We start from the raw sequence: 26,958 nt of genomic DNA, 5'->3' as shown, positions 1-26,958 counted from the left end.
GTTGGATACCTAACTTTCGCCCAGGTCCTGGGTGGTTTGCTGGCCCTGGTTCGTGACGGTGAACGGTAACGCCTTCTGGCCGGTGTCCCAGGCTTGGTAATCGAGGGTGCCGGTCGCGCCCGAGGCGATCTTGACATTGTTGCGCTGGAACTTTCGGACGTCTTGGTTGTCCAATCGCTCGATAGCGAGGCCGTAATCGCCCGGAGCGCCGGCCTTGGTGGCGTCGAGGGTGAAGTCCCAGCGGTCCAGCGGCAGTGCGGCGGAGATGGTTCCGCCGGCGTTCACTGCCGCTCGTGCCACAGTGAAGATGTAGTCGGCATGGTCGTAGGACATGCCGAACTCGAGTTGCGGCGCCTGGCTGTCGGACGAGGTGAAGTCGAGTCGTTCGCCGTTCGGCGCGGGGTCGATGACCGCCTTGGTGTCGGGTCGGAGTTTGATGCCGTCGACCGAGACACTGTAGGTATCGGCCAAGATCGTGACGGAGGTTTCGTCCTCTTTTTTCTTCTTCAGTCCGGATCCGTCTACGGTGACGGTGAAGTGGATGCCCGCCGGAATGCTGTATTCCGGTTCCAGGTCGGTCTTGGGTTTGTCCGCCAGGCTGCTCTGCATTGTCGCGCCCGGAATTTCATTGACTCGCTTGCCGTCTACAAATCCGGTCCGGCGCCCCGCGTCGTCGGTGATCAGCAGGTGGCCGTGATCGGTGCGGTCGCCATCGAGGTACACCAGCACCGCCGGTGCGCCCTGAGCCGCTGCGGCGCCGGTGCCGCCCTTGTGCTGGTTGCCGTAGTAGGGGAACTCGTGTTGCTGCGACCAGGGCTCGGTCGGCTTGGTGGGACGGATGTCCAGCGTCTGGGTAGCGGCGTCACCGAAATACGGTTCAGCGGGCTCGGCAGGGTTGGCCGCCGTCTCATATCGCCAGGTGTCGGCACTGCGGTCGACCTCGATCACGCGGGTTGACATCGGAAAGTTGTTGTCGTAGATGAGAATATCGACCTTGCCGTCACCCTTGTCCTCGACCGCATAGGGGGTCACCGCATGCCCTTTGCTCCCGTCGGGCATAAAGAACGCCACGGCATAGGTCTCGGGGTTGTCCGGTCGTAGAACCTCGATCAGTTTATCGACTATCTGCTTCGGCGTTCCCTTGATGTGGCCGCTGGTCGCCATAGGCAGCAGCTGCGTTGCCTGCGGCTCGGCAATCGCTTCTTGGAGTTGGCTGTTACTGGTGAACTCCAGGTGGGCCGCGTCCGAAACATCGAAACTCGCTGGGTCGAGCGCTTTTTTGTAGAGCGCCAGGCTGGTGGCCGACATACCGAAGCAGTGGCCACCATCCATGCCCTTGTTCTCCTCGTCCATCCACGCTTGGGCCTGGGGGATGAGGTGGCACTGCCCCTCTTCGATGTTGGCACAAACCCCGTCCCCGAACACCCCGTTCATCGACTGCGGGGTCAGGTTGGCGGGCTGTGCCTCGTTGCCCTAGTTCTGGAACTTGAAGCCGTTGCGAGTGGGCCGAAATCCGTTGTCGGCCAGCAGCGGCCCAGTCGGAACATATTCGATTGCCGGATGATCGCCATCGGGCGATTCATGCTCGGCTGGCGCGCCGACTCTGACATTGGTGGACTGGACCTCCGGCGGACTTTCGGCCGCACAACCGGTCAAATTAGTGCACAAAGCGCCCAACGAAAGGACAAGCACCGATGCGGTCGTTCGCGTGCGATCCCCCTTGTCGATGCGCATGCTAGAAGTTTGCCATGGCGGCGGCGTATCGCGCTTTGACGCGCTGAACGCCGACCGCCAGCCAAGTGGTGAAATTTGTGAGGTCCGGGCGGCTCTGGTTGAGTGGTGTGTCGTCTCAGGGGCCCGGCTCGGGCTGCGTGGCGGATACCACAGCTCGGAGCTGTAAGTGGCTGAATCGCCAGCCCTCGGTGGTTTTTCGGTATTCGCAGTGGTAGCGGTCCTCGGTCCAGGAACCATCGACTGCGAACCGATGCAGGGTCCATGTGCCGGTGGCGTCGTGTCCGGTGGCTTCGATGACGGGGGAGCTCAGCACGTAGCCCGCGCGGGGGTTGCCGTTCGCGTAGAAGGCGTCGAACAGGCCGAACAGGGCGGCGATGTCTTCGTGGCCTCGGCGGACGCCGTCGTGCCCCAGGTCGACGACTGCGGTGGCGGTGAACAGTGCCACCATCTGGTCCCACTGCTGATTCACGAGGTGGCGGACGTAGGTTCGGTGCATCGCCTGGATCTGCTCGATGTCTTCGAGTCGTTGCAGGCGGGCCGACAACTTTGCCACCACCTGTTCGGTGTCGGGCGCGGTCGCGGTCCTCATGGTGTTGCGCCTGGCTCGGCCGGCTGGGCAAGCGTGGTGCCGGTGTGGGTGTTCTGGAATATCGTGGTCATCGGAAACTCCTCGTTGTTCGGATGTGGTGAAAACGGTTGCCGGACATCGGCTCTGGATTGGCTGGGGCGTCGGTGTTTCAGTTGGTGCGGTCGAGGAAGCCGTCGGGCACGTCGCCGGGAGGGGAGGCGATGACCTGCTCGTTGTCGGTGCCGGAGTATTCGGCGAAACTGATGGTGCCGAACAGGTCGGCCTGCACCTGGGGTGCTATCGGTCCGGCATCGCGGAGAGCCTGAATTTCTGCCAGGTGCTCGTTCTGGAATACGACAGTCAACTCGGGATGGTCGCTGACCCACTTGGCCAGGAAGCCGGTGAAATGCACCCACCGCTGCTCGGTATCCATGACGAGGTTGACGCAGGTGCCCGTCGGCTCGTTCCAGGCGATCGAGTACATCCCGTTGCCGAGCCGGGCGATCACCGCTTTCTGGTCTTTCACCCAGCGGCCTGCCAGCGGGTTCACGTCTTTGACGCTGGCATGGACTCGGTATTCGACGTGATTGCTGTTCTTGATGTACAGCTCGTAGCGCCAGCCGTTGGAGTAGGTGTAGATCAGATGTTGTCCCAGCAGGCCGCTGAGATCCTGGTTGTCCTGCGGAAGTTGGGTGGCGAACTGTGATGTCACCATGACAAATCCTTTCTGCCGAGCGGGTGGATGGGGTCAGTTGGTGCGGTCGAGGAAGCCGTCGGGCACCTGCTCGGGCGGGTAGGCGATGACATCCTCGTTGTCGACGCCGCGGTCTTCGAGGAAGGTGATCGTGGCGAACAGGTCCTCCTGCATCTGGGGGGCGATCGGCCCGATGTCGCGGTAACGGAGTATCTCGTCGAGGTGGTCGTTCTGGAACCCGGCGAGCGGTGCCGGGTTGTCGTTGGCCCATTTGGCGAGGAACCCGGCAAAGTGCAGCCACCGCTGCTGGGTGTTGATCACCAGGCTGGCGCACGTGCCCGCGACCTGGACCCAGGCGACCGAGTAGAGCCCGTCGCCGAGCCGCGCGGTCACCGCCTTCAGATCCTTCACCCAGCGCCCGGTCAGGGGGTTCGGTTCGCCTTTGCTGGGGTGGACTCGGTATTCGACCGTACTGGCGTTCTTGATGTACAGCTCGTACTTCCAGCCGTTGGAGTAGGTGTAGATCAGATGCTTGCCCAGCAGGCCGCAGAGGTCCTGATTGTCCTGGGGAAGTGGCGTGGATACCTGTGATGTCGTCATGGCAATACCTCCTGGTGTCGGGGTTCCGCATCTCGCACTAACCGGAATCACGGTTTCGCTTATTCATTCAGTATGTGGAACCGGAATTCCGCTTGTCAATTAGCTGTGTGCTATGCCACCCTGAACAATGTGGCCGATACACATGCCGACCGGGGCCTGAACCCTGCCGCCGAACCGACGTTGCGGGCAGACGCGGCGCGTAACCTCACCAGGGTCCTCGAAGCCGGTAGATACGTCGTCGCCAGGGACGGCGCGGACGCACAGATGGAAGACATCGCCCAACACGCCGGGGTGGGCGTCGCCACCATCTACCGGCGCTTCGGCAGCAAACAGGGTCTGCTGGCGGCGCTGGTCGCCGACACCCTCCGAAATATGGACCAGCAGGCCCGCCCCTACGCCGATTCATCCGACGCCCTGCAAGGTCTGCTGGACACGATCACCATGCTGCTCGACCTGGCCGCACGCGACCGCTACCTACTCATCGCGCAAGCCGGCACCCCGTATCCAGCGGCGTCCGGCATCACCCCCGACAGCGAGATGTACACCACGCTGCAGAACCTGTTCACCAGGGCCCAACGGAACGGGCAGATCCGCCCCGAAATCACCCTGGAAGCAATCCAGCCCTTGATCACCGGCATGATCACCGCCACAATCCACCACCCCGATGATCACACCCGCCACACCGCCCTGGACGTGATCGCCCGCGGCATCCGCGCCGATTGAACAATCCATACCCCTCGGCCCGATCCGACCTGTGGATCTCCGCCTGGTTCTCCACGTTGATCACCTAATGATTCGTCACGGGGTGAGTCAAGGTTCGCCCGAACTACCAGTTCAGTATTGGACCGGAATCGACACCGACAATCTCAAATGAAGAGGCGTGGTCGGGGTGGTGGCGGCTGACGAACCCGTTCACGGTTGATTCGTCAATTGAATCGACTCCGGTAGCGCGGACTGCGCGTCCGTTGGTTCGAACGGCCGCGCGATCGATGCTCAGTTGGTGCGGGTGATGTACCCCTTGGGCAGATCGCCTGGGGCGCAGTCGATGACATCTTCGTTGTCGATGCCGCTGTTCTCGGCGAATGTGATGGTGGCGAACTCATGCAGCATGAATTGCGGGCTGACCGGTCCTTTGTCACGCAATGCGCGTATCTCGTCAAGGTGGTCGTTCTGGAACATGACTGTCAGTTTGGGATTGTCGTGAACCCACTTCGCAAACCAGGTCGCGCAGTGCAACCAGCGCTCCGCCATGTTGATCAACAAACTGACGGTATTGCCCGTAGGTTCGGTCCACGACACCGTGAACATCGACGTCGCCACCCTGGCAAGCTCGACGGGCTGATCCTTCACCCAACGCCCGGCGACATCGCCCCCATGGACTCGGTAGTCGATGGTCGACTCGTTCTTGACGTACACCTCGTAGATCCAACCGTTGGCGTAGGTGTAAATAATGTGCTGGCCCACGATGCCGGAGAAGTCTTGCACTGGGATGGCGCGTTCGATAACGGTAGTCATTCGATGCCTCCTCGTCGCAATAATTGCTGCACATTTGCGGTAGCAACCGTAACACGATAAACACCGCCAGGGACGCTCGAATAGCTGCGACAAGGACACTGCCCACAACGCAAACGCCCTGGTCGGGACGCATGACTACGATCTAAACTCGAGGGACCGTTCGTGCGAAGAACGGCCTGACGGGTCGCCTTCGTGACAGTCACGGTCTAAACCGGCAACCAAGATGGCCGACTTCAACTACGCCAGTGGGCAAAAGCAGTATCGCCGCCCGATGGCGGCTGTCACTGCCGTGCGCGACTCATCTCACGGGCGAGGACGAATAACTCGGTGACACCGTTGACCGCGTCAACGCCTGAGCCTAACGTTTGCATTGTCAGCGGCACCGAAACAGCCTGAACTGCAACGAAACTGGCTGGTCGCGGAGTTCTCCTGCGGAAATGGGTGGGTTCAAATCCCCTATCCTCCGCCACGGCAAACGCCTCTGATCCAGCCGAACCGGCTGATCAGGGGCGTTTTTCGTCGTCTATGGAGGTGAACCGGTCGGCTGCCGCGCCGTGCAAGTGACCCGGTGGCAGTTTGCGGCCGCACTGGACGAGCAGCAGGTCCTGGGCGCGGCCGGTCAACGGTGCGCCGGAGCCGTAGGTCCAGTCCATGTCATCGGCGCGCAGTTCGATGCCGTCGAGGTCGGCACCGAAGAACTTGATGCTTTTCGGTGATTGATCGCGCAGCAGGTACGCCAGGCGGTCTAGCGGGACAACGCGATCGAGCCCGAGTGCCACCGTGATGTCGAGGCCGTGAATGACGTCATGTCCCAGCGTGTCCTCGAACTTGCCGCCCGGCGGCTTCCACGGATGTGTGATGTTGTCGCGCAAGCACTTCACAAACTCCGCGGCGGAAATCTCGGCCGCTTCCCGACAGGCAACGCGGTCCGCCATCCGGTTGAAATTGCCGCGCGCCTTGGCCATGTCGAGCGCGAACCTTGGCAGCGACATCCGGAAGGGCATGGTGATGTGGGCGACCACCTCGCGCACGCGCCACCCCGCGCACAGTGACGGCATGTCCCACTCGGCTTCGTCGAGCCCAGCCAGCAGATCGGCCAGATCACCCCGCTCCGCTTCGATCGCCTTGCGGACCTCGCTCATCGTCGCTCCTCGTTACTCGGTGACACCTCTCCTGGACATACGACGGGCCGAGAACCGGGAAATCATCGCGCAGCCGGCTACGGCAGGAGTGCGATCGCGGCGGGGGTCCAGGTGTATTCCAGTTCGGGTAGGTCGAAGCCTTGCTCGAAGTGGGCGACTCGTTCGGCTGTGCGGCGGGCGCCGTGGCGCTCGTAGAAGGCGATCGCGGAGGTGTTGGCTTGCAGGACTTCGAGGTAGACGGAGCTTCCTGGGTGTTCGTGTGCGGACCAGCGCAGAGCGTGGTGTAGCAGGCGGCTACCGATTCCGGAGCGTTTCAGGTGTGGCCGGACGTGCAGATTGTCGACGAGGACGCGGTCATCGGAACGCGGTACGAGGTAGACGAATCCGAGCATTTCGCCTGCTTCGTCGGCGGTGAACAGCTGTCCTTCCGGTGCATCGGCGGCAAGCCTGCTCTGCCAGAGCTCGTATCGCTCTTCGAACAACGATCCGTTCAGATAGTCGTCCGGCATGATGCCCGCGTATGCGGTCCGCCAGCTTTCCGTGTGCAGTGCCGCGACGGATTCGACGTCCTGCCGAGTCCCGGTTCTGATCGTCATCTCTCGAGTTCACCGCACTGCGGCGCGGACCACCACGTCCAGTTCGCATCGACCGGCCCATACGTGCCCCGAAACAACTGACGGGCCCGGCACATTCGGCTCGCACCGGACGGCTGCTGCTCGCTACAGCCGGGCAGGGCGCGGCCTATAGTGGGCCGGGACGATAACAACTGGTCGGCGGGGCTGTCGGCCGAACCCGGGGGGTGGGCGTGAAGGAGACGCCTCGGCAGTCGCGCGCAGACTCCAGCGCGGCGAGGATCGTGTACCTCATTGCAATCGGAATCGGTCTGCTCGCCATCATGTTCGCGCCGTTCACCATCATGTTCGCCGCCAGCTGTACCGCCAACACCTGTCGAACAGGCCTGGGGACCTGGTCCTTAGGGCTGACGGTGGGTGGGGTCGCGGTCACGCTGCTCATAACGGGCATGAAGATCGGATCCGCCGGGCGGCGTGGTCGGTCTCAGTTCAAGTGGGCGCTGATCGCGATCGTCGGCGTTTTCGCGTCGTCCTGCGGTGGGCTGGTACTGATGAAAGTGGCTGTCACCCCCATTCCTCGACCGGACGTGAGCAGACAGGTGGGCGAGGTGCAGGCGAGCCTCGGACAGCTGCCCGGCGTCCAGCGCGTCTCCGTCAATGCCGTTGAGGATGTGTTCGCCTCTGTCGTTCTCACCGCGGACGCGACGGCGGGTCAGACGAAGGCGGTGATTCAGTCCTTCCGGAACGAGACCACCCGGCCCGAATTCCAGCAGCGGAAGTTCGTCATCGAGGTCCGAAACACCAGCGGCACATCGACATTCGCCTCGCAGGCCAGCGGCCTGGACACCGCGCCGGATCTGGTCGAGCGCTGGCTCGCCCTGCAGCGCGCCTTCGCCGCCGACGAGGTGAAATGGGATCACCGCAAGTACGACTTCGGACACACCGACGACGTCCTCGGCGATATCTCGGTGCGGCTGGAGACCGCCGCCGACCACACCGCGCTCACCGAGACCTATCGGCGCCTGGCGCAGGACTTCCCCGATCTGTCGACGGCCCGGTGGAAAATCAGCGCGAAATCCGACCGAGTCGGCAGCCTGCACAGCGTCGGTCGATACCCGAACGAGCTCGAGATCTCGGTCTGGAACCGGCTGAACGCCGACCAGGAACACTCCCATGTCGTCGTGATGGCCCCCAGGTCCGTGTCGGAGAAGCTCGACTCGCCCTACCTCAAAGACGCGGAATCTCTTGCGCAGAAGCATCTTCCGATCATCGCCGAGCTCGGCGTACCGATCACCTACGTCGCGGGATTCGACATCATTGGCGCCACCTCCGTTCCGTCGGCCCGTCCGGTCACCATCACTGTCGGCGGCTGCACCAAGCGTAGATACCCACTGAACCCCGTCGAGCAGACGCTCGCAGATCAGTACGAGAAGTGCTGAACACAGTGCCCCCCTGAGCAATCCACAATCCCGGCAGAGCCGGATTCCAGGGAAAGACGTCCCCCAAGGCTGTGATGGCCCACTCGATAGCCGAGTACGGCACGAGTGGTACATGGCTGAGGGCGTTTACGGCGTGTCGCCTCCACCATGTGCCACTCGTGGAGCGTGCAGCTGCACGCTGGGTATAACTCCGAGGAGATCGCGGTTCGCTGAGCGCGTGGCATTCAGAATGGTGATGTCGCGCTGAGGAAATAATGATGCTAGTTTCAGGGCGGTTCACACACCATGAGCCGACGTTCTCGAATGCGATGAACTCCTCGTGAGTACCCCGGGGCACCGCGAGTGAATCCAGGCTCGGGGTGATTTTTCGGTTCCGTTCGAGCGCTGGCTATCTGGGTGCAACGCACCTGCGCCACTCTGCCCCTGAAACTATGGGCATCGAGCGCACAACCAGGCCGTTTGGATCGATTATCCGGCCGCGGATCGGCACGCCGATCGCCGGTGAACAGTCACCATCCTGGACGGTCTGACAATGCCGCGAACCGCGGCGGGCTTGTGCAACATTTGGGCATCGCCGTACCAAATATGACGCTCGTCACAACGATTCGGTTTTCCGTGGGCCGTCGGATATGAATTAGCCCTGCTATCAACATCAACCCTTTGATTCGGCTGGGGGACAAGGCGTTCCATCGGGTCGGGGGTTCGGGAGGAAACCGATATGATTCGTAAGACTGTCCTGCGCGTGGGCCGCAACGTGCTGACCGCAGCAGTGTTGCCCTTCGCTGTCGTGGCTACCGTCGCCAGCGCGGGCACCTCGTCCGCGACCGACTTCGCCGCAGAGCAGGCACGTTTGGCCGGTGGCCTGGTGGCCTCGGCTAGCGACCAGGGTGTCAACTACAAGACCACGACGGCGCCGGATCTGAAGACCATCACCACCACGCTCGACAACGGCAAGTTCACCCTGACCGCCGATGCCTCGGCAGTGAAGGTGGAATCGGCCACCGGCGCGAAGGTCAGCGAGTTCCCGCTGTCGCTGAAGACGGTTGCGGGCAACACCATTGCGCTGGCTCCGCAGGTTTCCCTGGACGGGAAGACCCTGACCCTCAACCCGCAGGTGAGCGCCGAGGTTGCCGCCGAGGCGAAGACCGCTGCCGCCGACATCAAGCCCGTCGCCGCCGCTGATCTCAAGCCCATCGCGACCAACCCGGACGCACAGAACCACGACCCGGTTGCCAACGGCCTCGCGGCCGGCGCCACAGTCGGCCTCGCCGTCGCTGCCGTCCTGTGCATCCCCGCGATCCTGGTCTTCATCGTCGGCTACTTCGCCTGCATCATCGCGAGCGGAATCAGCTACGTGGTGTTCGCTGCCGTGATCGGCGCGATCCTTGGCGCGGTCGCCCCGCAGATCATCCCGCAGATGCTCCCCTGATGATCACCTGACCGGTCAACGCGCCGGTCGGAAGTACGCCCGCCCCCACCACTTCCGGTGGGGGCGGGCGTATTTCGTCTCCACCCCGTCAGTGGTTGGTGGGGCTGCGGGCTAGCAGACGTTGGAGGACGACGACGGTCAGGAGGAAGGCGCCGCTTACGACGGACTGGAAATTGCTGTCCAGGGTGCCTATTCCGTTGATGATGTTCTGAATGACGTTGCGCAGCAGGACGCCGAACAGGGTGCCGAGTACGGTGCCGACGCCTCCGGTGAGCAGAGTGCCGCCGATTACTACGGCGGCGATCGCGTCCAGTTCGGTGCCGACGCCGAGGACCGTGACACCCGATTGCAGGTAGGCGGCGGTCATGGCGCCCGCGAAACCCGCGAGCAGACCGCTGAGGGTGTAGACGATGATTTTGGTGCGGGCGACGGGGACGCCCATCAGAATCGCCGAGGACTCCGAGCCGCCGGTCGCGAACAATGCCTGACCGAATCCGGTGCGGCGCAACATGACAGCACCGGCGATGAAGAGGATCACGGTCAGGTAGACCGGATAACCGATGCCGAGCAGGGTGCCGCGGCCGATCTCCAGGAATGGGTGACCGCTCTCGATTTTGTAGGTGGTGGCGCCCTCGTCGGTGATGGCCAGAAGCAGCCCTCTGGCGAACAGCAGGGTTGCCAAGGTGACGATGAACGGCGCCATGCCGGTCCGCGCCACCAGAATGCCGTTGAGCGCACCGATGGCACCGCACACGAGCAGCGGTAGTGCCAGCGCCGCAACGAAACCCCACTGCGAACCGTACGCGGCGAGCACACCGCCGAGCGCGTACACCGACCCGGCGGACAGGTCGATGCCGCCGGAGATGATCACGAAGGTCATGCCGAGCGCGATCACCGCGAGGAACGAACTCTGCAACGCGAGATCGCGCATGTTGCCGACGGTGCCGAAACTCGGCACCAACACCAGCGCTGTCACGCTCACCGCGACGAAAACCGCGGCAGCAGGCTGCTTCTGGAGGACGTCCAGGAATCTGCGCGCACCCTTGGCCGCACCCGAGCGGGACGCGTGCGGTGTGCCGCGCTCGATCTCTGCTGGTTCGGTGGTGGTGCTCATCGCGTACCGCGCTCCCGTGTGACATACACGGCCACGACGATGATGGCCGCCTGGACCATCTGCGCGGCCGAATCCGGCAGATCGTGTTTGATCAGGGTGGCGCGCACCAGCTGCATGAGCAGCGCACCCGCCACGGTGCCGACGACGCGAACCTTTCCTCCGGTCAACGGCGTCCCGCCGACGACCACCGCGGTGATGGCCGAAAGTTCCATCAGCAGACCGATATCCGCGGGATCGCTGGCGCGCAGCCTTGCGGTGGCCAGCACGCCTGCCAGCGCCGCGAACAGTCCGCAGAGGGCGTAGACGGTGATGAGCACGCGCCGCACCGGCAGCCCGGCCAGCGCACTCGCCGGCCGATTGCCGCCGATCGCCACCAGTTGCCGCCCGAAGGTGGTGCGCCGGACCAGCACTCCGGTGAGCACCGCGAGCACTGCCGCGATGAGCACACTGATCGGCAGGCCGAACAGCTCTGCCGAGCCGAGCGCGAGGAACGCCGAGTTCTGGATGTCGACGAGCTGACCGTCCGCGATCACCAGCGCGAGCCCGCGCCCGCCGACCAGCACCGCCAGTGTTGCCACGATCGGTTGAATGCCTATGCGTGCCACCATGATTCCGTTGAATACCCCGGCGAAGAGGCCGACTGCCAGCGCCGCGGCCACCGCGATCAGCGGCCCGTAGCCGAGGTAGAGCGGAACAACGGCGGCGGCCAGTGCCATCACCGCACCGACCGACAGGTCGATGCCCTCGGTCCCGATCACCAGCGCCATCCCGAGCGCAACGATGATCACCGGCGCCGCCTGCAGCAGCTGGGTACGAAAGTTGGCCACCGACAAGAAGTTCGACGTGGCCACGAGGTTGAACAGCAGCAGCCCGCCGATCGCAGCGTACACGCCGTACTCCTGCAGCCATACCGTGGTCCGGCGCCGGGTCGCCGTCCGTACCTGGTCAGTCATCGGGCGTCCCTTCGGCGAGTGCGGCGAGTATCTCGCTCTCGGTGACGTGGTCGGCGGCCAGTTCGCCGACCACCGCGCCGTCACGCAGGATGAGCAGCCGGTCGGCGCCGTCGATCAATTCGTCCATGTCGGAGGAGATGAGCACGACGGCGAGGCCTGCGTCGGCGAGTTCGTCGATCAGCTCTTGCACTTCGGCTTTGGCGCCGACGTCGATCCCGCGCGTCGGCTCGTCCAGCAGCAACACCTTGGGGTTCAGGCACAGCCAGCGGGCGAGCATCACCTTCTGCTGGTTGCCGCCGGACAGCTCGGACACCTTCTGCTCCGGACTGGACACCTTGATCCGCAATCGGGTGATGAAGGTGCGCACGATCCGGTCCTGCTGTGCCCGGCTCACCATCCCGTATCGAGACAGCCGTGGCAACGCGGCCAGCACGATGTTCTCCCGCACCGACAGCTCGGGGATGATCCCGTCCGCTCGGCGGTCCTCGGCGAGCATGGCGATACCGGCCGCGATCGCGGCGGCCGTGCTGCCGGACCGGACGGTCTTGCCGCCGACGACGACGGTGCCTCGATCCAGCGGCAGCGCACCGAAGATCGCCCGCGCGGTCTCGCTGCGCCCCGAACCCAACAGCCCGGCCAGGCCGACGATTTCGCCTGCCCGCGCCGTGACCGAGACCCCCGCGATCCGATGCTTGCTGACGAGATCGTCGGCGCGCAGCACCTGTTCGGCCGCGTCGTGCTGATCCTCGCTGAAGCTGGTGGCGCCGTGTGCCTTGACCTCGCCGACATCGCGGCCGAGCATCATGGCGATCAGCGGGAGCCTGCCGAGTTCGGCGAGCGGACCACTGTGCACCAGCTTGCCGTCGCGTAACACGCTGACGCGGTCGCAGATTCGATAGAGCTCGTCGAGCCGGTGGCTGACGTAGATGACCGCGATGCCGCGCTCGTGCAGCCGCTCGATCACCGCGAACAGCGTCTCGACCTCGCGCGGCTCCAACGACGAGGTCGGCTCGTCCATGATCACCACCTGCGCCTCGATCGAGACGGCCCGCGCCAGCGCCACCATCTGCTGCGCGCCGACGCCGAGGCTGCGCAGCGGCCTGCGCACATCGGCCTCGACCCCGTAACCGGCGAGCAGTTCGGCGGCCCGCTGGCACATCACCCGTTTGTCGATGAGCCCCCAGCGATTTCGCGGCTCACGACCGAGGAAGACGTTGTGCGCGATGCTCATCATCGGGATGAGATCGACCTCTTGGTAGATGGTGGAGATCCCCGCCTGTTGGGCGCGCAACGGTGTCGTAAAGACGGTCGGCGCGCCGCGATACCGCAGCTCGCCGCCGTCGAGCTGATAGACGCCGGTCAAAACCTTGATGAGCGTGGACTTTCCGGCGCCGTTCTCGCCGACCACCGCATGGACCTCGCCGGAGCGCAGGGTGAACGACACTCCGTCGAGCGCCCTGGTACCGCCGAAACTCTTGTGCGCGTCGATGATTTCGAGGACCGGCTCGGTCATCGAGTGATCCCGCTCGGCGTTGCGCCGGCTCGATCAATACGCATTGGCGACTTTCGACTCGGCATTGGTCTCGTCGTATTCGTCGTCGGAGATGATCACGGTGGCGGGAATCGGCTGGCCGTCCTGGAACTGCTGCAAGGTGCCGAAGGCCAACGAGCCGAAGCGCGGGTTGGATTCGATGACCGCGTTGTACTGCCCGTCGACGATGAGTTTGACCGCGTTGCGGGTGCCGTCCACCGAGACGATCTTGATGTCTTTGCCTGGCTGCTTGCCTGCGCCCTTGATCGCGTTGACCGCGCCGATGCCCATCTCGTCGTTCTCCGCGTAGACCGCGGTGATGTCCGGATGGCTCTGCAGCAGTTGCTCCATCACCGCCTGCCCCTTGGACCGGTCGAAGTCGCCGGTCTGCTCGGCGACCACGCTCAACCCGGGTGCGCCTGCCAGCTTGTCCTTGAAACCCTTTGTGCGGTCGGTGGTCACGTTGTTGCCGGACGACCCGAGCAGGATCGCGACCTTGCCGGTGCCGCCGGTCACCCGGATCATCTGATCGGCCGCGCGAGCGCCCTGCTGCACGAAATCGGATCCGATGAAGGTCAGGTAGTCGGTGCACGGCAGCGAGGTGACCTTGCGGTCGACCGTGACGACCGGAACCTTCTTGGCCTTGGCCGCATCCAAAGCCGGTTGCAGCCCATCGGAATTCAGCGGCGCAACGATCAATGCCTGTGCGCCCTGGTCGAGCAGCGACTTGATGTCGCTGATCTGCTTGTTGAGATCGCTCTGTGCGTTGGTGACCAGCAGGTTGCCCGACGGGATGCCGAGCTTGGCTGCCTGATCCTTGATCGAACCGGTTTCGGTGATCCGGAACGGATTGGCCTCCTTCTCCGATTGGGAGAAGCCGATTTTCGCCGTCTTCAGGTCGATCTTCGGATACCCGGTCTGCGCGAGCGAGCAGGTGGACTGGCCGCTCGGCTGCACGGCGGCCGCCGATGCCGCAGGCCCCGCCCCGCTCGGCTTCGCGGTTTCGGTCTCCGACTTCGAACACCCGCAGAGCACGAGCACGCAGACGGCGGTGAGCGCGACGCCACCGGACAGGGATGGGTTCACAGGCATGGGTAACTCCTTCGACAGGCCGCCTGCGCGGCACGGGCAGCAACGCCGAGTCGATCTCTGCTCCGGCGCACACGAGGCGCTTGATACTTACTTACAACGTTGGAACAACGTTGTAAGTAGATTGGGAAAATCGTTCGAATTTGGTTCCCCCGAACGCAATAGCCCAGAGGAGCAAGACGGTGGCCGCCACACTCAAGGACGTCGCAGCACTGGCGGGTGTCTCCATCAAGACCGTGTCGAACGTGGTCAACGGCTATGACTTCGTCAAACCGGAGAATCGGCGCAGGGTGCTCGCCGCGCTGGAAGCGACCGGTTATCGGCCGCATCGCGGCGCCCGCAATCTGCGGCGCGGCCGCACCGGGTTCATCGCGCTGATGCTGCCCGAGCTGAGCATCCCGTACTTCGCCGAGCTGTCCGGCCTGGTCATCACCGCCGCGCAGCGCCTGGACTGGGACGTCCTGATCGAGCAGACACAGGGCGCGCGGGACCAGGAACGCGCCGCTCTCGCGTCAATGGGCCCATACATGATCGACGGGGCGATCGTGAGCCCGCAGGCGCTCGAGCAAGCGGATTTCGCCGAGCTGTCCCCCGGCGTACCACTGGTCATGCTCGGCGAGCACGACATCGAGGTGGCCATCGATCACGTGGCGATCGACAACGTGCGCGCGGCCCGCACCGCGGTCGGACATCTGCTCGAGATCGGCAGGCGGCGCATCGCGGCGATCGGTGACAATCCGCGCCGCGGTACCGCGGCCTTGCGGCGCACCGGTTATCGGGAAGCGCTTGCCGCGGCCGGCCTCCCGGAACGCGGCGAGCTGATCGTGACGGCGTTGGAGTACCACCGACACGAAGGCGCACAGGCGATGCGGCAGCTCCTCGCGCTGCCGCAACCACCGGACGCGGTCTTCTGTTTCAACGACCTGCTCGCCATCGGCGCGATCCGAACCTGTGCCGAGCACGGTGTCCGGGTTCCCGAGGACGTCGCCATCGTCGGGTTCGACAACACCGAGGAGAGCGCGTTCAGCGTCCCGTCGCTGACCACCATCACCCCCGACAAAGCCGCCATCGCCAGCACCGCCGTCGACCTGCTGCACCGCCGCGGCACCGAAACCTTTGCGGCACAAGACATCGAGATCCCGTTCACGCTCGAGATCCGCGAAAGCACTGTCGGCCGCATGGCCTGACGGCCCTCAGGCGACTACTCCCGGTCTACCTGAATCGCTCGGCGTGCTCCTCGACCCACTGCGCGAAAGTCCTTGCCGGACGGCCGGTTATCCGTTCGACGGTGTCGACCACGGTCGTTGCCGCCGCATCGGGCGCGGCATACCAGCCGATCACGTAGTCGGCATCGGCGCGCGACACACCGGTGGCCATCAGGCGCTCGACCGCCTGCTCGTGCGAGATCGGAACCAAGGCGATATCGCGTCCGACCGCACGGGACAGGATCGCGAGCCGTTCGCTCGTAGTCAACGATTCCGGGCCGGTGAGGTTGTACGCGCGTCCCGCGTGACCGTCATCGAGCAGCGCGACGGCCGCAACGGCGCCGATGTCGTGCTCGTGCACAAGCGCGCTGGGGAAGTCGTACGGCTCCCGCACCACGCCCTCAGCCTGGACGGATTCCGTCCAGGTCAACGTATTCGACATGAACTCCTGCGGCTCGAGCCGCGTCCATTCCACGCCGGAATCCGCCACCGCCTGCTCGGTCGGCCCGATCCCACCGCTCCACACCATGGTGATGCGCCCGACGCCCGCGGCCACCGCCTGCCGCACCAGCTCCGCACCGACCTCGGCGAGTCCGGCGGTAGCGGTGATGTGCAACCGGCCGACACCGTCGAGCGCAGCCCCCAGCGTCTCCGGAGCACTGTGCGTGCCGGCCACCAACTCCACTTCCGGCGCGAACAACGCGGCGGCCGCCGCGGGATCACGGGTCAGCGCTCGTACGCGCTCTCCCCTGCGCACCAACTCCGCCACCACCTGTCGCCCGGTGTTCCCAGTCGCACCGGTAACCAGTGTTGTCACCGTCGATCTCCTCTCGTCACCAACGACGCTAGAAGCTCAACTTCGCTCGAGGTCAAGCTCGATCCACAACTTCCGACGCCTATCCGACCAGACGTTCCCGAGCGCGATAGCCCGTTCACCCCGAAATCCGGCGTTCGCGCGATCCGATCCAGATGTCCCTTCCAGGCTGTAATATCAAGATGCACAACGTTTTTCGTGATTCAATCGCGCTGACGACGCGCGTGCATCGATGCAGCACAGCTCTCGATGGACGGCGCGTTCGGCGCTGACGTTCTCCCGAAGGATGGTCAGATGCCTTCTGCTGCAGCACTACTCATCGCCGTACTGCTGGCGGCGACGCCGATTTCGGCGGATCAGACCGGTGCGGTCTGGCTGCACGACGACAGCTATGTAGCCAAAGGTACTGCGCATTCCTATGTCGACGTGCAATGTCCACGCGGGCAGCGAGGCTGGACGTTGACCGTCCGGCTCACAGCGGTCGCGACCGGTCGGCCAACCGCGACCGGCTCGACCACCACGAGCGTCACCTGCGACGGCGAGGACCGATGGCGCCAGCATCCCATCGACGTCCGCCCCGACGCCGCGCCGTTCTTCGCGGGCCACGATGCGCGAAGCGAAGGTGTCGCCGAACTCCGTGACCCCGCAGGCACTCTCGTCGGTGCGGTCACGCGGCGGATGCATTTCTACCCATGGGACTAGGTCGGCAGACACTTGTTTCGGTCATGCCGGGCGCAAGGGGACGGGCTAGGCTTCCCGCTCCCGCTCAATCCGGAAGCATCCGGTAAGGCGAACATCGCCACCGGTCGTGGGTGGATCAGCATCAGCACCACGACCAACCGACCGCATCAGCCCGCGCCCCCGCCGAATTCACCGTCCGCTAGGAGGCGACGGCAGCCGCGGCGTCGACAATGCCGCGGCCGTAAAGCGGGGTGTAGAACCCACGGCCGAGCAGTGGCGTCCGAGCGGTCGAAAGGATCGCGTTGTAGATGCTTGCCCGGTTCCGCCCCTGAGCAGCCAGTAGTGCCGCGACTCCGGCGACGTGCGGGCTCGACATCGATGAGCCCGAGAGCGTGCCGTAATCCTGCTGGCCGCAGGAGCCCGCACCCGTCGGGACCAAGGACAACACGTCGTCGTCGCAGTTGATCAGTCCGGCGCCGCCAGGAGCCGCGACCACCTTCAGGTCGGGCTTGAGGCCGAGTTCGGAGTACCAGGTCTTCAGCTGGTTCCGGTCGGTGGCGACCACGCAGATCACGTCGCGGGTGAATGCCGGATCCCGGCACAGCGGAGTCGCAGTGTTGCCCGCTGCGGCGATCACCGCGACGCCATGGCCGAGCGCGTACCCGATCGCGTCCGAGAGGCGCGTTTCGAGCCCGAGCAGCGCGAGCAGCTGCTCATGAGGCAGACCGGCGAAGCTCATGTTGATGACGTCGGCGCCGTGGTCGGTGGCCCACCGGACACCGTCGGCCATGTCCTCGTAGAAGCCGATTGTCTCCAGCACCTTCACCGGCATGATCTTCGCGTCGGGGGCGACCCCGGCGATGCCGATCCCGTTGTTGGTCGCCGCGGCCGCGATCCCCGCGACGTGCGTCCCGTGCACGTCGGCGGCGTCGCCGATGCCGTCGGTGCCCTTCCAGTCGCCGTCGCCGCATGGGCGCTGGCCCTGGGGACAATTGACGAAGGTGGCGCCGGGGACGAGCTTGCCCTGCAGGTCGGGGTGATGCAGGTCGACGCCGCTGTCGACCACCGCGATCACGACGCCTGCGCCGGTGCTCGACGACCATGCCTGCGGGGCATTGATCTGAGTGAGGCCCCACTGCTTACCGAACAACGGGTCATTGGGAGCCGCGTTCGACGGGGCCGCCAGGGCGACCACGGTGGCGGCAACTGTGCAGACGGCGAGTAACGCCGTCGAATAGGTTCGCGTGCGCATGATTCGCATCGGTTACTCCAAGATTTTCGGCAGCAGCGCCCTGACTGGGCGTTGTGCCAGATTTATCCGGTACCGATCAATTATGTTACTGGACAATTGCTCAGTAATTGATATTCGAACAGCGCGAGTCATGAGCAGCAATTTGTACTTAATTCAGCAGATTGCTGTGACGGGCAAGTCTGAGGCATAAGCGCATTTTCGGCGACCACCTGCTAAACCGCCGCCCGCGCTTTCGCCACATGCCGATTACCCGCGCCGGGTCGCGGCGACCAGCGCATCGTGGAGCGCGGCAGCGCCGGGCGCGTGATCCTTCCAGTGCGCGGCGATGTGACCGTCGGGGCGGACGAGCAGCGCTCCGTGCGGGCCGAGATCGTAGGAGTCGAGGCACTCGCGGGGCAGGGTCTCGACATGCAGCGGCCAGGAGGCGGTGCTCGGTTGCCGCCACGAGGCCGGATCCGGGGTGAGGAGGGTGAACCATTCGCCGAGAGCGTCGAGAGTGGAGTGTCCGGCGGTGAGCCACTGGTGTGGCATGCGGTGGCCTGGCTGCGGGGTGGGGCGGTAATCCGTTCCGGTGTCCGGCAATTCAGGCCCCGCCGACGCTGGACTGCCCTTCGTTGAATCGCTGGGCATTGCAGCCACGTCGTCGGTGTCGTACGCGACGCCGAGCACCAGACCGAGTTGGGCGAAATACGCCTCGGTCCAAGGCAGTTCGACCTGGGACTGCGCCGAGCCGGTTTGTAGCTGCTCGCGGCGCTTGTGCTGCACCTGGATCATGAGTTGGGTATTGGCCACCGCTTGGCCGAGCGTTCGGTGCGCGACGGGGTGCCGTTCCGTCGCGTAACTCGCCAAAAGGCTTGGCGCGGCCCATCCTTGGCACACGCCCGCCAGTTTCCAGCACAGGTTGTGCACATCCCCGATGCCCGCGTTCATGCCGAGACCACCGGCGATCGGCATACCGTGCGCCGCGTCGCCCGCCAGCACGATCCTGCCGTTGACGAATTGGTCGGCGACGAACGCGTTCAGCACCCAATGCTGCACCCGGAGCACGTCGACGGGAACGTCGCCGCCGAGGGCACGCTGAACGACGGTGCGCCAATCGGTCTGTGCGGAATCCTCGGGCGTTGGCCCGAACCAGGCCCACCCGCCCTCGGGGTAGAGCGGAATCACGGTGCCGTAGGCGGTGAAGTAGACCCCGGCAGGCTGGTCGGCGGACCAGCGGCGCAGGTCGGCGTCGAACACGACGGTGGTGGTGTTCCCCAGCGCCCCCGGCCCGGTGGCGCCGATGCCGAGCTGTTGCCGGACAGTGGAATTCGCGCCATCGGCCGCGAGCAGATAGCGGGCCCGAACGCGGGTCCGCGCACCGCTCGCGTGGTCGACGAGCACGCCGACGACCTGCTCGCCCTCCTCACGCACCTCGCAGAGCTCGACGCCGAACCGCACCGGCGCCGACCCCGCATTGAGCAGCACGGGTTCCAGCCGATCCTGCGAGGTGACCACGCCGATCACCGGGCTCTCCGGTATCGGCGCGTTGATCCCGACCATCCCCGCGCTGGCGAAGTCGCTGGCAATGAAGGTGTCGCGGAACCGAATACGGCCATATTCCGGCGGGAACGCGCCTGCCGTGATCGTGTCCGCCACCCCGAGTTGGCGAAAGATCTCCATCGACCGCACATTCACCAGCCGAGACCGCGGGAACGGCGACAACTCGCGCCGCTTCTCCACCAGCAGCACCCGCACACCCCACCGTTCCAGCAGTGCCCGCGCGGTGAGCCCGACCGGCCCACCACCGACGATCACAACATCCACCTCGGCGTCCGCGACGGCCATGTCGAGCTCCTCTTACTCACTCGGGTTCGAGCACGCCGGGGGCTGAGTCCCCGGCCTGCACACAACTCTCCGAGATGGCCGTCTCACCAGGCTTTCAGCAGCATTTCACGGGCCCAAACGAGCCCGTTGGCCCAGCCTGCGGTGAAGCAAGCTGGACCAACGGGTCCTTACTGCGCTATCCGGTCGCCTCCGCGTAGCGCAGGGTTATCGACGGCCCCCTTGTCCGAAGGGCCAATTCGCCCATTCCTCGGACTGGGGCGCCTCGAGGCCGCGGTCCTTGGGGTCACCGATGCCACCCGGGTACAGGTATTCGTCGGCGGGGCGCTTCTTTCCGTTGAGCCAGGCGTCGAAGAACCCGTCCAGCTTCTTGCTGGTACGCGACTGGACGAACTGGCGGAACTCGGGGATGGACGCGTTGCCGTTCTTGTGGCTCTGCGCGAAATCGCGGACAGCGGCGAAGAATACGGCGTCGCCGACGGTGCGGCGCAACGCGTGCAGGAACAGCGGGCCGCGCGAGTACACCGTGGTGAACTCCTTGCCTACCCCGGGATCGTAGAGCGGTGTTGCCCAAATGCCGCGCTGGTCAGCGGTACTGAGCGCCTTGAGGTAGATCTTGTCGGGGTCCTGCTTGCCGATCCGCTCCGGCCACACGAGGTCGGCGGTGTAGCTGGCGAAGCACTCGTTCAAGCAAATGTCCTTCCACTGCTTGATCGATACCGAATCACCCCACCACTGATGGGCGTTCTCGTGGATGACCGTGTTGAGGTCGACCCACGGCGCGTAGATCGGCCGCGTCTGGGTCTCCAGCGAGAACTGGAGGTCGGTGTCGACGTAGATGCCACCACCGGATTCGAACGGGTACCTGCCGTACAGCTGCTCGGCGAAGTCGAGGATCTTGGGGACCTGCTTCTCGAGCGACTGCTTCTGGGTCGCGTTCGGCGCGAAGTAGCTCTCCAAAGGTGTTCCGTCGGCACGCTTCTGGCTCAGCTTGGTGAACTTCTCGATCGCGATCGTCGCCAGGTAGCCGATGATCGGGTCCTTGGCCTCCCAGGCAACGGTGTGCTTGCCGTTGGGCGCGGGCGTGTCGGAGACCGGTCGCCCGTTCGATGCGACGCCCCACGCCTTGGGCACAGTGGCACGCACGGACAAGGTCGCCTTGTCCAGCGGTGTGTCGTTGAGCGGGAACCACGTTGTCGCCGAATGCGGTTCACCCGCGGCGAAGGCGCCACCGGACGGTGAATACGTCCAGCCGTTGCCCTTGGTGTCGGCCGCGACGCCGGAGTAGTCGACGGTCACGGCGAACGCCTTCCCTTGCGTCAGCGCGGCCGAGGGCGTGATGACGAGCTCGTGTTCGCCGGTGCGCTGGAAGCGGGCTGTTTGACCGTTGACGGCAACAGCTTTCACCGCAGGACCGGCGTAGTCGAGATTGAACGACGACAGGTTCTGGGTGGCCCGTGCCGCGATGGTGGTCTTGCCCGTCAGGCGGTGACTCGGCGGGTCGTAGTCGAGGGCGACGTCGTAGTGCAGCGCGTCGTACCCCCCGTTGCCGTCCTTCGGGTAGTAGGGGTCACCGAGCCCGTCCGAGCCAGGATCCGCGGCGGCCGCGCCATTCGCCGCATCCGGCGGCGGCGCACTCTGGCCTGGCGCCGCGACGGCGATCGAGGTACCGCCGACGACGAGGCCGAGCGCGATCAGGAAGGAGGACAATCGGATCGGCCGCTGCCGCGATTTCGACGTGACACAGAATGAACTCTGTAATTGCATGATAGACAACCTCTTTTGGTTGAAGATTTCGAAACAACACCCGAGGGTGCCAAGAAATTTCATCCGATCGAATCTGAAATCAACAGCAGAGCAAGGTAACTTGGTGCGGACCGCGCGGTGCAGCAATCATCCCATCGGCGTCTTTCGCGGTACGGAAATAAGATTAACAGAAGTTAAACGGAAGGTTAACAGTCGGAATCGCCTGCATATCAAGGGTTTTCCTGGATTATGTAAACAATTGCCGTATATGCAGCGCGGCGCGGCATTAATGGACAGGCGCGAAAGGTAGGACGGGACTACTGATCCCGTACGTTTTCCCTTCCTGAGCTCGGCTTTCGACGCTGTCTCGATAGACGGGCCGCCGGCCTGAGATCTTCTCCCAAAAGGCCAGGCAGTTGGCGAAAGTTATTGCCGCACAACATCGTTAGTTAACGAAACAAGAACATCTGATACCGCGTAGGCCAATACGCCTCGCTCGCCGACCTCACATACTTCCAATCGAATACATGTATCCAAGAAAAAGACAGAAAGCATACGGCTCCGCCCTCGCGGTCTTCGCGATCAGCACAATGGTTTTCGCGGCAAGTCCCGGCGCTTTCGCGCAGCCGCCTGCGGCGCCGGGATCCGATCTGTCCGCCGTGCCGAAAGAGGTGACAAAAGATCCCCAAGGCACCGTGCGACAGGTGGTCCCCAAGGCGCCGATTCCCGCGCCCGCAGGCACACCCGCCGAAGCACCGAAGGCTGCCCAGGCACACGCGGCCGGCGTCGCAAAGTCGTTCAACAACAACAAAGTCGGTGACCTGGTCGTCGACAGCACTTTCGCGGTCGGCAACGGAACAACGGTGCGCCTGCGCCAGGAAATCGACTCCGTCCCGGTCTTCGCCGCCACGGTCGCGCAGTCACTGACCGCGGACGGATCGCTGCTCGCCGCGACCGGATCGCTCTCGCAGCAGTCACGGGGCAAGTACACGTCGACGAAACCGCCGGAGGCCGTTGGCAAGACGGCCATCGCGAAGCTTGCGGGTCAGGCCAAACTCCCGGCCGACAAATTCACCATCGCCGGGGTCACGCCGTACTGGTACGACGCGCAGCTGGCCTCCGTCCCCGAGGCCAAGAGCGTGGCGGTCCCTGCGTTCAAGGTCGATGTGCACGGCGACGGCGACAAGAACAAACCGGGTCGCTGGGTCGTGTTCGTCGATGCCACCAACACCGGCAAGGTGCTCGACAGCTGGGACGACAGCAAGCACCTCAATCGTGTTGTCTGCGATGCCAAGAGCGCGCGCGTCGACATCGAGAGTCCCGACGACCCGACCGTGTGCGGCAGCATCAGCGGCTTCCCCGCCACCAGGAAAGAAGGCCAAGGCCCGGTCGGTGTTGCCGACGTCGACAACATCTTCGACTACTTCGGGACGACCGAAGGGTTCTACGCGAAGTACACCCAGCTGCGGAACCTGACCGATCTGATCGGCTCCGACACCAGGGACGGCAACGGAAAAGCACTGCGCGGCACCGTCCGCCTCTGCACGACCGACGAGTGCCCCTACGCCAACGCGTTCTGGACCGGCGATCACATGGCCTTCGGCAGCGGCCTGGCCACCGAGGACATCACCGGCCACGAGCTCAGCCACGGCGTCACCCAGCACACCAGCGGGTTGGTCTATCGCAATGAGCCCGGCGCGATCAACGAGTCGATGTCGGACATCTTCGGCGAGCTGGTGTTCCTCACCAACACCTCGAATCCGTGCAACATCCCCGCCAACCGGTGGAAGATCGGTGCCTGCAGCTCGGTCGGCGTGATCCGCGATATGCAGAACCCGAAGGCGCACCGGCAGCCCGACACCTACAAGGGACCGAACTGGTACACCGGCAGTAACCAGTCGGTTCTGGTGCACACCAACAGTGGGGTCGGCAACAAGGCCGCGCAATTGATGGTGGACGGCGGCAGCCTCAACGGCCAGGCCGTCACCGCAATCGGCCTGCCGAAGACCGCGGCGCTGTACTGGACCACCCAGACGGTGCTGACGGCCAACTCCACCTACGGATCGTTGGCCAGCGCCCTGGTGACAGCGTGCAACACCAACGTCCGCAACGGAGTCGCTGGCACAACGGCCGCCGATTGTGTCCAGGTGGACAACGCGATCAAGGCCGTCAAGCTGCCGCGCTTGAACCAGAGCACCTAGCAGTCGCACACACCGAAACCGGATGTCTCACCGCACCGTCTTGGCGCGGTGAGACATTCGGGTCACTCGATTAACTACTCCGAAGGATCCAGGTACACCGGGAGCTGGCGGTGACCGTTGGAGACGAAGCTACCCACCGGCGCCAATTCCGCTGGGTCGACGGCGAATTGCATCTTCGGGAAGCGCTCGAAGATCGCGGGCAGTGCGATCGCCGCCTCCAGCCGGGCCAGTGGTGCACCGATGCAGTGATGGGCGCCGTGGCCGAAGGACAGGTGGTCCTTGTTGGTGCGGCGCACATCGAAGTCGTCGGCGGTGGCGCCGTGCACCTTCGGGTCGCGACCCGCGGCCGCGTACGAGGCGAGAATGGCTTCGCCCTTGGGGATTCGCCAGCCGTCGAGCTCGATATCCTCGACGGCGTAGCGCAGCGGCAGGTGCGCGACCGGCGCCTCCACCCGCAGCGTCTCCTCCACCAGATCGGACCACGGCACCCGGCCCTCGACGACATCGGCGCGCTGCTCCTCGTGCGTCAGCAGCGCGAAGATCGCCTGATCGAGCAGGTTGACGGTGGTCTCGTGCCCGGCGTTGATGACGAGCATCAGGGTGTCGACGAGTTCCTTCTCGGACAACTGCGAGCCGTCCTCGTCGCGGGTGGCGATCAAGACGCTCGTGACGTCGTCGCCGGGAGACGCCCTCCGATAGGCGACGAGTTCGCTGACCAGTCGATACATTTCGAGGTAATTGGCCTGGGCCTGTTCCGGCGTGAACGAGGTGTCGAAGAACCCGTCCACGCACTTGTGCAGACCTGGACCGAGATGATCTGGCACGCCCATCATCTCGGTGATCACCTGGATCGGCACCGGATACGCGAATCGGGCACGCAGGTCTACCGATTCACCGGGTGGGGTGGCGGCCAACGCGGTCAGCAGGCCGTCGGTGATCGCCTCGATGCGCGGCCGCAACTCGGTCGTCCGACGGTGGGTGAACGCAGGCGACACCAGCTTGCGCAGCCGCCGATGATCCGCGCCGTAGGCGGTGAACATGTTGTCCACCGCTACCCACGGATGCAACGGCCACGCCTCGGTGATCTCGCCGTTGATGAACGAAGACCAATGCTGCCGAGCGTCTTTCGAGACGCGCGGGTCGGCGAGGAGGCCCTTGAGCACCGTGGCGTCGGTCACCGACCAGGCAGGAACGCCGCCGGGCAGCGCGACAAGGGCAACGGGTCCGCGCGCCCGGATCCGTGCGTTCTCGCCCTGGATATCGGCACCGGTCAGGTCGAGGACTAGCGGTTCATGCTCCATCAGACGCTCCTTACAGCAAGTTCAACGGCGGAGATTTGGGGAAAACGACCGGCAGCGACGCGATGGCACGGTGGAACGGCCCTGGCCGCCAGGTCAATTCGTCGGCGGGCATGGCGAGCTGCATCTCGGGCAGCGCGTCGAGCAGCTGATCGATGGCGTCCTGCACGATCAGATACGCGACGGACTTGGCCGGGCAGGCGTGCGGGCCAGCGCTCCACGCCAGATGCGAGCGGTTGCCGGTGCGGTCACCGCCGCGGATCTCCGGATCGTTGTTGCAGCCGGCCAAGCTGATGAGCACCGGCTGGTGCGCGGGCAGCCAGTTGTTGTCGATCAGAATCGGCTGGCGCGGATAGGACGTGCAGAAGTTCGCCATGGGCGGGTCGTTGAACAGCACTTCGTCGAGTGCATCCCTGGTCGACAGGCTGCCGCCGAGCACATCGCCGCCGAAGCGATCGTCGGTGACCATCAGCAGCAGAGTGTTGATGATCAGGTTCTGCTGCGGTTCGATGCCTGCGCCGTAGAAGCTGATCAGCTGCGAGAGCATCTCCACGTCGTCGAGGTTCGCCGGGTGGTGCGCCAGACGCGATGTCACGTCGTCGCCGGGTTCCGCGCGCCGCAGCGCGATCAACTCCAGCAGCGCCTCGCTCAGCATCCGCATGCCCTCGGCCGCGTTGACCGTGTCGAACAGCGCGGCCATGCCGGTCGCCACCCGCTGCCCCAGTTCGGCTGAGCAGCCGACCATTTGGTTGAGCACCTCGAAGACGAGCGGAAACGCGTACTGGGTGACCAGGTCTGCCGATCCGGTCGCGCAGAAGGTGTTGATCAGCGGGATCGCGATCTGCTCGACCGTGGAATGCAGTGCGTGCAGGTCGATTCCATCGATGGCGGCGGTGTAGGCCTGTCGATACCGCACGTGCGCGGCGCCGCTGTTGCGCAGCGCGTTCGGGTACCACTCCATCATCGGCTTGATGGGCGAGTCCTCGGGCACACTCTGCTGCCAGGTCCGGGGATCGGCCGGAAAGTGTTCGGGATCATTGAGAATACGCAGCGCGGCTTGGTAGCCGACCACCAGGGTGGCAGGCACGCCAGGGGCCAACTCGATCGGCACCAGCGAGCCGTAGCGGCGCCGCATGTCGGCGTAGGCGCGATGCGGGTCGGCGGCGAACTCCTCGGTGTGCAGGAGTACCCGGGGACCGTCGGTGTCGACGGGTGATCCGTGTGCCACGGGGCAGACCCCTGACGTGCGGCTTTCGGGCGCGGGCGCGGGGAACTGTGAGGTGGTCAAAGGCATGGCTCCAGAGGTCGGCGGCGCGGGACACGTGCCTCGGTCACGTGCGTCTCGAGAGGTCGGAGGTGTATCAGGTTCCATCCGACCATAAGGGACCCCACGGTAGAGCTGCACGTCGAGGACCGGAACATGCTGCGGGAGGCACGGATTCACCGGTGATATGTCACAGATCATGCAGGCCAGCCGATTTCGACGAACGCACTGCGTAACCCCCCGGCCGGACCAACGTGTCACCCCGCTTCGGCGACCCGATCACGGTAGCAGCG

At 64.7% G+C, this 26,958-nt stretch carries 24 protein-coding genes; 6 read left to right on the top strand and 18 right to left on the bottom strand.

Annotated elements, in window-relative coordinates; genetic code table 11:
* Positions 1-9: 9 nt before the first annotated feature.
* From NA11_RS27265 to NA11_RS27245, 5 genes are all read right to left on the bottom strand, one after another.
* On the bottom strand, positions 10-1,434 hold the full coding sequence (locus tag NA11_RS27265) for a hypothetical protein (protein WP_141717869.1): 1,425 nt from the start codon (positions 1,432-1,434) through the stop codon (positions 10-12).
* A gap of 39 nt (positions 1,435-1,473) precedes the next feature.
* A complete protein-coding gene (locus NA11_RS27260; protein WP_141717868.1) occupies positions 1,474-1,734 on the bottom strand; it encodes a hypothetical protein in 261 nt (86 codons plus the stop codon).
* Positions 1,735-1,849: 115 nt separating this feature from the next.
* Positions 1,850-2,323: a nuclear transport factor 2 family protein gene (locus NA11_RS27255; RefSeq protein WP_069164866.1), complete on the bottom strand. Its 474-nt coding sequence runs from the start codon at positions 2,321-2,323 to the stop codon at positions 1,850-1,852.
* A gap of 148 nt (positions 2,324-2,471) precedes the next feature.
* The gene (locus tag NA11_RS27250) at positions 2,472-3,017 is read right to left on the bottom strand and encodes a phenolic acid decarboxylase (RefSeq protein ID WP_069164865.1); all 546 of its coding nucleotides are present in this window, start codon (positions 3,015-3,017) and stop codon (positions 2,472-2,474) included.
* A gap of 33 nt (positions 3,018-3,050) precedes the next feature.
* Complete coding sequence (locus NA11_RS27245; protein WP_069164864.1) at positions 3,051-3,596, bottom strand: phenolic acid decarboxylase; 546 nt, start codon at positions 3,594-3,596, stop codon at positions 3,051-3,053.
* A 129-nt stretch (positions 3,597-3,725) separates the two neighbouring features.
* On the opposite strand from NA11_RS27245, the gene NA11_RS27240 reads away from it, so the two are divergent.
* Positions 3,726-4,319 (top strand): TetR/AcrR family transcriptional regulator, encoded by a 594-nt coding sequence (locus tag NA11_RS27240; protein WP_167837742.1) that lies wholly within the window; start codon positions 3,726-3,728, stop codon positions 4,317-4,319.
* Between the two features lie 270 nt (positions 4,320-4,589).
* Here the strand turns inward: NA11_RS27240 and NA11_RS27235 are convergent, their stop codons facing one another.
* The 3 genes from NA11_RS27235 to NA11_RS27225 all read right to left on the bottom strand — a co-directional run bounded on the left by NA11_RS27235 (position 4,590) and on the right by NA11_RS27225 (position 6,849).
* Positions 4,590-5,111, bottom strand: a complete 522-nt coding sequence (locus NA11_RS27235) for a phenolic acid decarboxylase (protein WP_069164862.1) — start codon at positions 5,109-5,111, stop codon at positions 4,590-4,592.
* Between the two features lie 503 nt (positions 5,112-5,614).
* Positions 5,615-6,253 carry a maleylpyruvate isomerase family mycothiol-dependent enzyme gene (locus tag NA11_RS27230; protein WP_069164861.1) on the bottom strand — a complete coding sequence of 213 codons (639 nt, stop codon included), beginning with the start codon at positions 6,251-6,253 and terminating at the stop codon, positions 5,615-5,617.
* 77 nt (positions 6,254-6,330) lie between these two features.
* The gene (locus tag NA11_RS27225) at positions 6,331-6,849 is read right to left on the bottom strand and encodes a GNAT family N-acetyltransferase (protein WP_069164860.1); all 519 of its coding nucleotides are present in this window, start codon (positions 6,847-6,849) and stop codon (positions 6,331-6,333) included.
* Between the two features lie 260 nt (positions 6,850-7,109).
* On the opposite strand from NA11_RS27225, the gene NA11_RS27220 reads away from it, so the two are divergent.
* Together NA11_RS27220 and NA11_RS27215 are read left to right on the top strand one after the other, a co-directional pair.
* On the top strand, positions 7,110-8,264 hold the full coding sequence (locus NA11_RS27220; protein ID WP_141717867.1) for a hypothetical protein: 1,155 nt from the start codon (positions 7,110-7,112) through the stop codon (positions 8,262-8,264).
* A 718-nt stretch (positions 8,265-8,982) separates the two neighbouring features.
* Entirely contained in the window at positions 8,983-9,693 is a 711-nt protein-coding gene (locus tag NA11_RS27215; protein ID WP_141717866.1) for a DUF8020 domain-containing protein, read from the top strand.
* 88 nt (positions 9,694-9,781) lie between these two features.
* Here the strand turns inward: NA11_RS27215 and NA11_RS27210 are convergent, their stop codons facing one another.
* The 4 genes from NA11_RS27210 to NA11_RS27195 are packed head-to-tail and all read right to left on the bottom strand — an operon-like array spanning position 9,782 to position 14,383.
* On the bottom strand, positions 9,782-10,807 hold the full coding sequence (locus NA11_RS27210; RefSeq protein WP_084655108.1) for an ABC transporter permease: 1,026 nt from the start codon (positions 10,805-10,807) through the stop codon (positions 9,782-9,784).
* Positions 10,804-11,760, bottom strand: coding sequence for an ABC transporter permease (locus NA11_RS27205; protein ID WP_069164857.1), 957 nt, complete (start codon positions 11,758-11,760; stop codon positions 10,804-10,806). The genes NA11_RS27210 and NA11_RS27205 overlap by 4 nt, the downstream gene beginning before the upstream one ends.
* Complete coding sequence (locus NA11_RS27200) at positions 11,753-13,273, bottom strand: sugar ABC transporter ATP-binding protein (RefSeq protein ID WP_069164856.1); 1,521 nt, start codon at positions 13,271-13,273, stop codon at positions 11,753-11,755. The genes NA11_RS27205 and NA11_RS27200 overlap by 8 nt, the downstream gene beginning before the upstream one ends.
* A gap of 33 nt (positions 13,274-13,306) precedes the next feature.
* The gene (locus NA11_RS27195) at positions 13,307-14,383 is read right to left on the bottom strand and encodes an ABC transporter substrate-binding protein (RefSeq protein WP_084655107.1); all 1,077 of its coding nucleotides are present in this window, start codon (positions 14,381-14,383) and stop codon (positions 13,307-13,309) included.
* A 179-nt stretch (positions 14,384-14,562) separates the two neighbouring features.
* On the opposite strand from NA11_RS27195, the gene NA11_RS27190 reads away from it, so the two are divergent.
* Positions 14,563-15,567, top strand: a complete 1,005-nt coding sequence (locus NA11_RS27190; RefSeq protein ID WP_069164855.1) for a LacI family DNA-binding transcriptional regulator — start codon at positions 14,563-14,565, stop codon at positions 15,565-15,567.
* Positions 15,568-15,592: 25 nt separating this feature from the next.
* Here NA11_RS27190 and NA11_RS27185 read toward each other — a convergent pair whose 3' ends face one another.
* Positions 15,593-16,402 carry an NmrA family NAD(P)-binding protein gene (locus NA11_RS27185; RefSeq protein WP_069164854.1) on the bottom strand — a complete coding sequence of 270 codons (810 nt, stop codon included), beginning with the start codon at positions 16,400-16,402 and terminating at the stop codon, positions 15,593-15,595.
* 291 nt (positions 16,403-16,693) lie between these two features.
* Here NA11_RS27185 and NA11_RS27180 point away from each other — a divergent pair, with 291 nt between their 5' ends.
* Positions 16,694-17,101, top strand: coding sequence for a hypothetical protein (locus NA11_RS27180; protein WP_141717865.1), 408 nt, complete (start codon positions 16,694-16,696; stop codon positions 17,099-17,101).
* 178 nt (positions 17,102-17,279) lie between these two features.
* Here NA11_RS27180 and NA11_RS27175 read toward each other — a convergent pair whose 3' ends face one another.
* The 3 genes from NA11_RS27175 to NA11_RS27165 form a co-directional block, all read right to left on the bottom strand.
* Positions 17,280-18,332, bottom strand: coding sequence for a S8 family serine peptidase (locus NA11_RS27175; RefSeq protein WP_069164914.1), 1,053 nt, complete (start codon positions 18,330-18,332; stop codon positions 17,280-17,282).
* Between the two features lie 246 nt (positions 18,333-18,578).
* Complete coding sequence (locus tag NA11_RS27170; protein WP_069164852.1) at positions 18,579-20,159, bottom strand: FAD-dependent monooxygenase; 1,581 nt, start codon at positions 20,157-20,159, stop codon at positions 18,579-18,581.
* Positions 20,160-20,363: 204 nt separating this feature from the next.
* Entirely contained in the window at positions 20,364-21,923 is a 1,560-nt protein-coding gene (locus tag NA11_RS27165) for a M1 family metallopeptidase (RefSeq protein ID WP_084655106.1), read from the bottom strand.
* A gap of 506 nt (positions 21,924-22,429) precedes the next feature.
* Between NA11_RS27165 and NA11_RS27160 the strand changes: the two genes are divergently transcribed.
* Positions 22,430-24,103 carry a M4 family metallopeptidase gene (locus tag NA11_RS27160; protein WP_069164851.1) on the top strand — a complete coding sequence of 558 codons (1,674 nt, stop codon included), beginning with the start codon at positions 22,430-22,432 and terminating at the stop codon, positions 24,101-24,103.
* Positions 24,104-24,177: 74 nt separating this feature from the next.
* Here the strand turns inward: NA11_RS27160 and NA11_RS27155 are convergent, their stop codons facing one another.
* On the bottom strand, positions 24,178-25,404 hold the full coding sequence (locus NA11_RS27155; RefSeq protein ID WP_069164850.1) for a cytochrome P450 family protein: 1,227 nt from the start codon (positions 25,402-25,404) through the stop codon (positions 24,178-24,180).
* Between the two features lie 10 nt (positions 25,405-25,414).
* A complete protein-coding gene (locus NA11_RS27150) occupies positions 25,415-26,695 on the bottom strand; it encodes a cytochrome P450 (protein WP_069164849.1) in 1,281 nt (426 codons plus the stop codon).
* Between the last annotated feature and the right edge of the window lie 263 nt (positions 26,696-26,958).

Origin of the sequence: Nocardia altamirensis NBRC 108246 (genome assembly GCF_001612685.1) — a bacterium.
Taxonomy (GTDB): Bacteria; Actinomycetota; Actinomycetes; order Mycobacteriales; family Mycobacteriaceae; genus Nocardia; species Nocardia altamirensis.
This window is presented reverse-complemented; position numbering and strand designations above follow the sequence as displayed.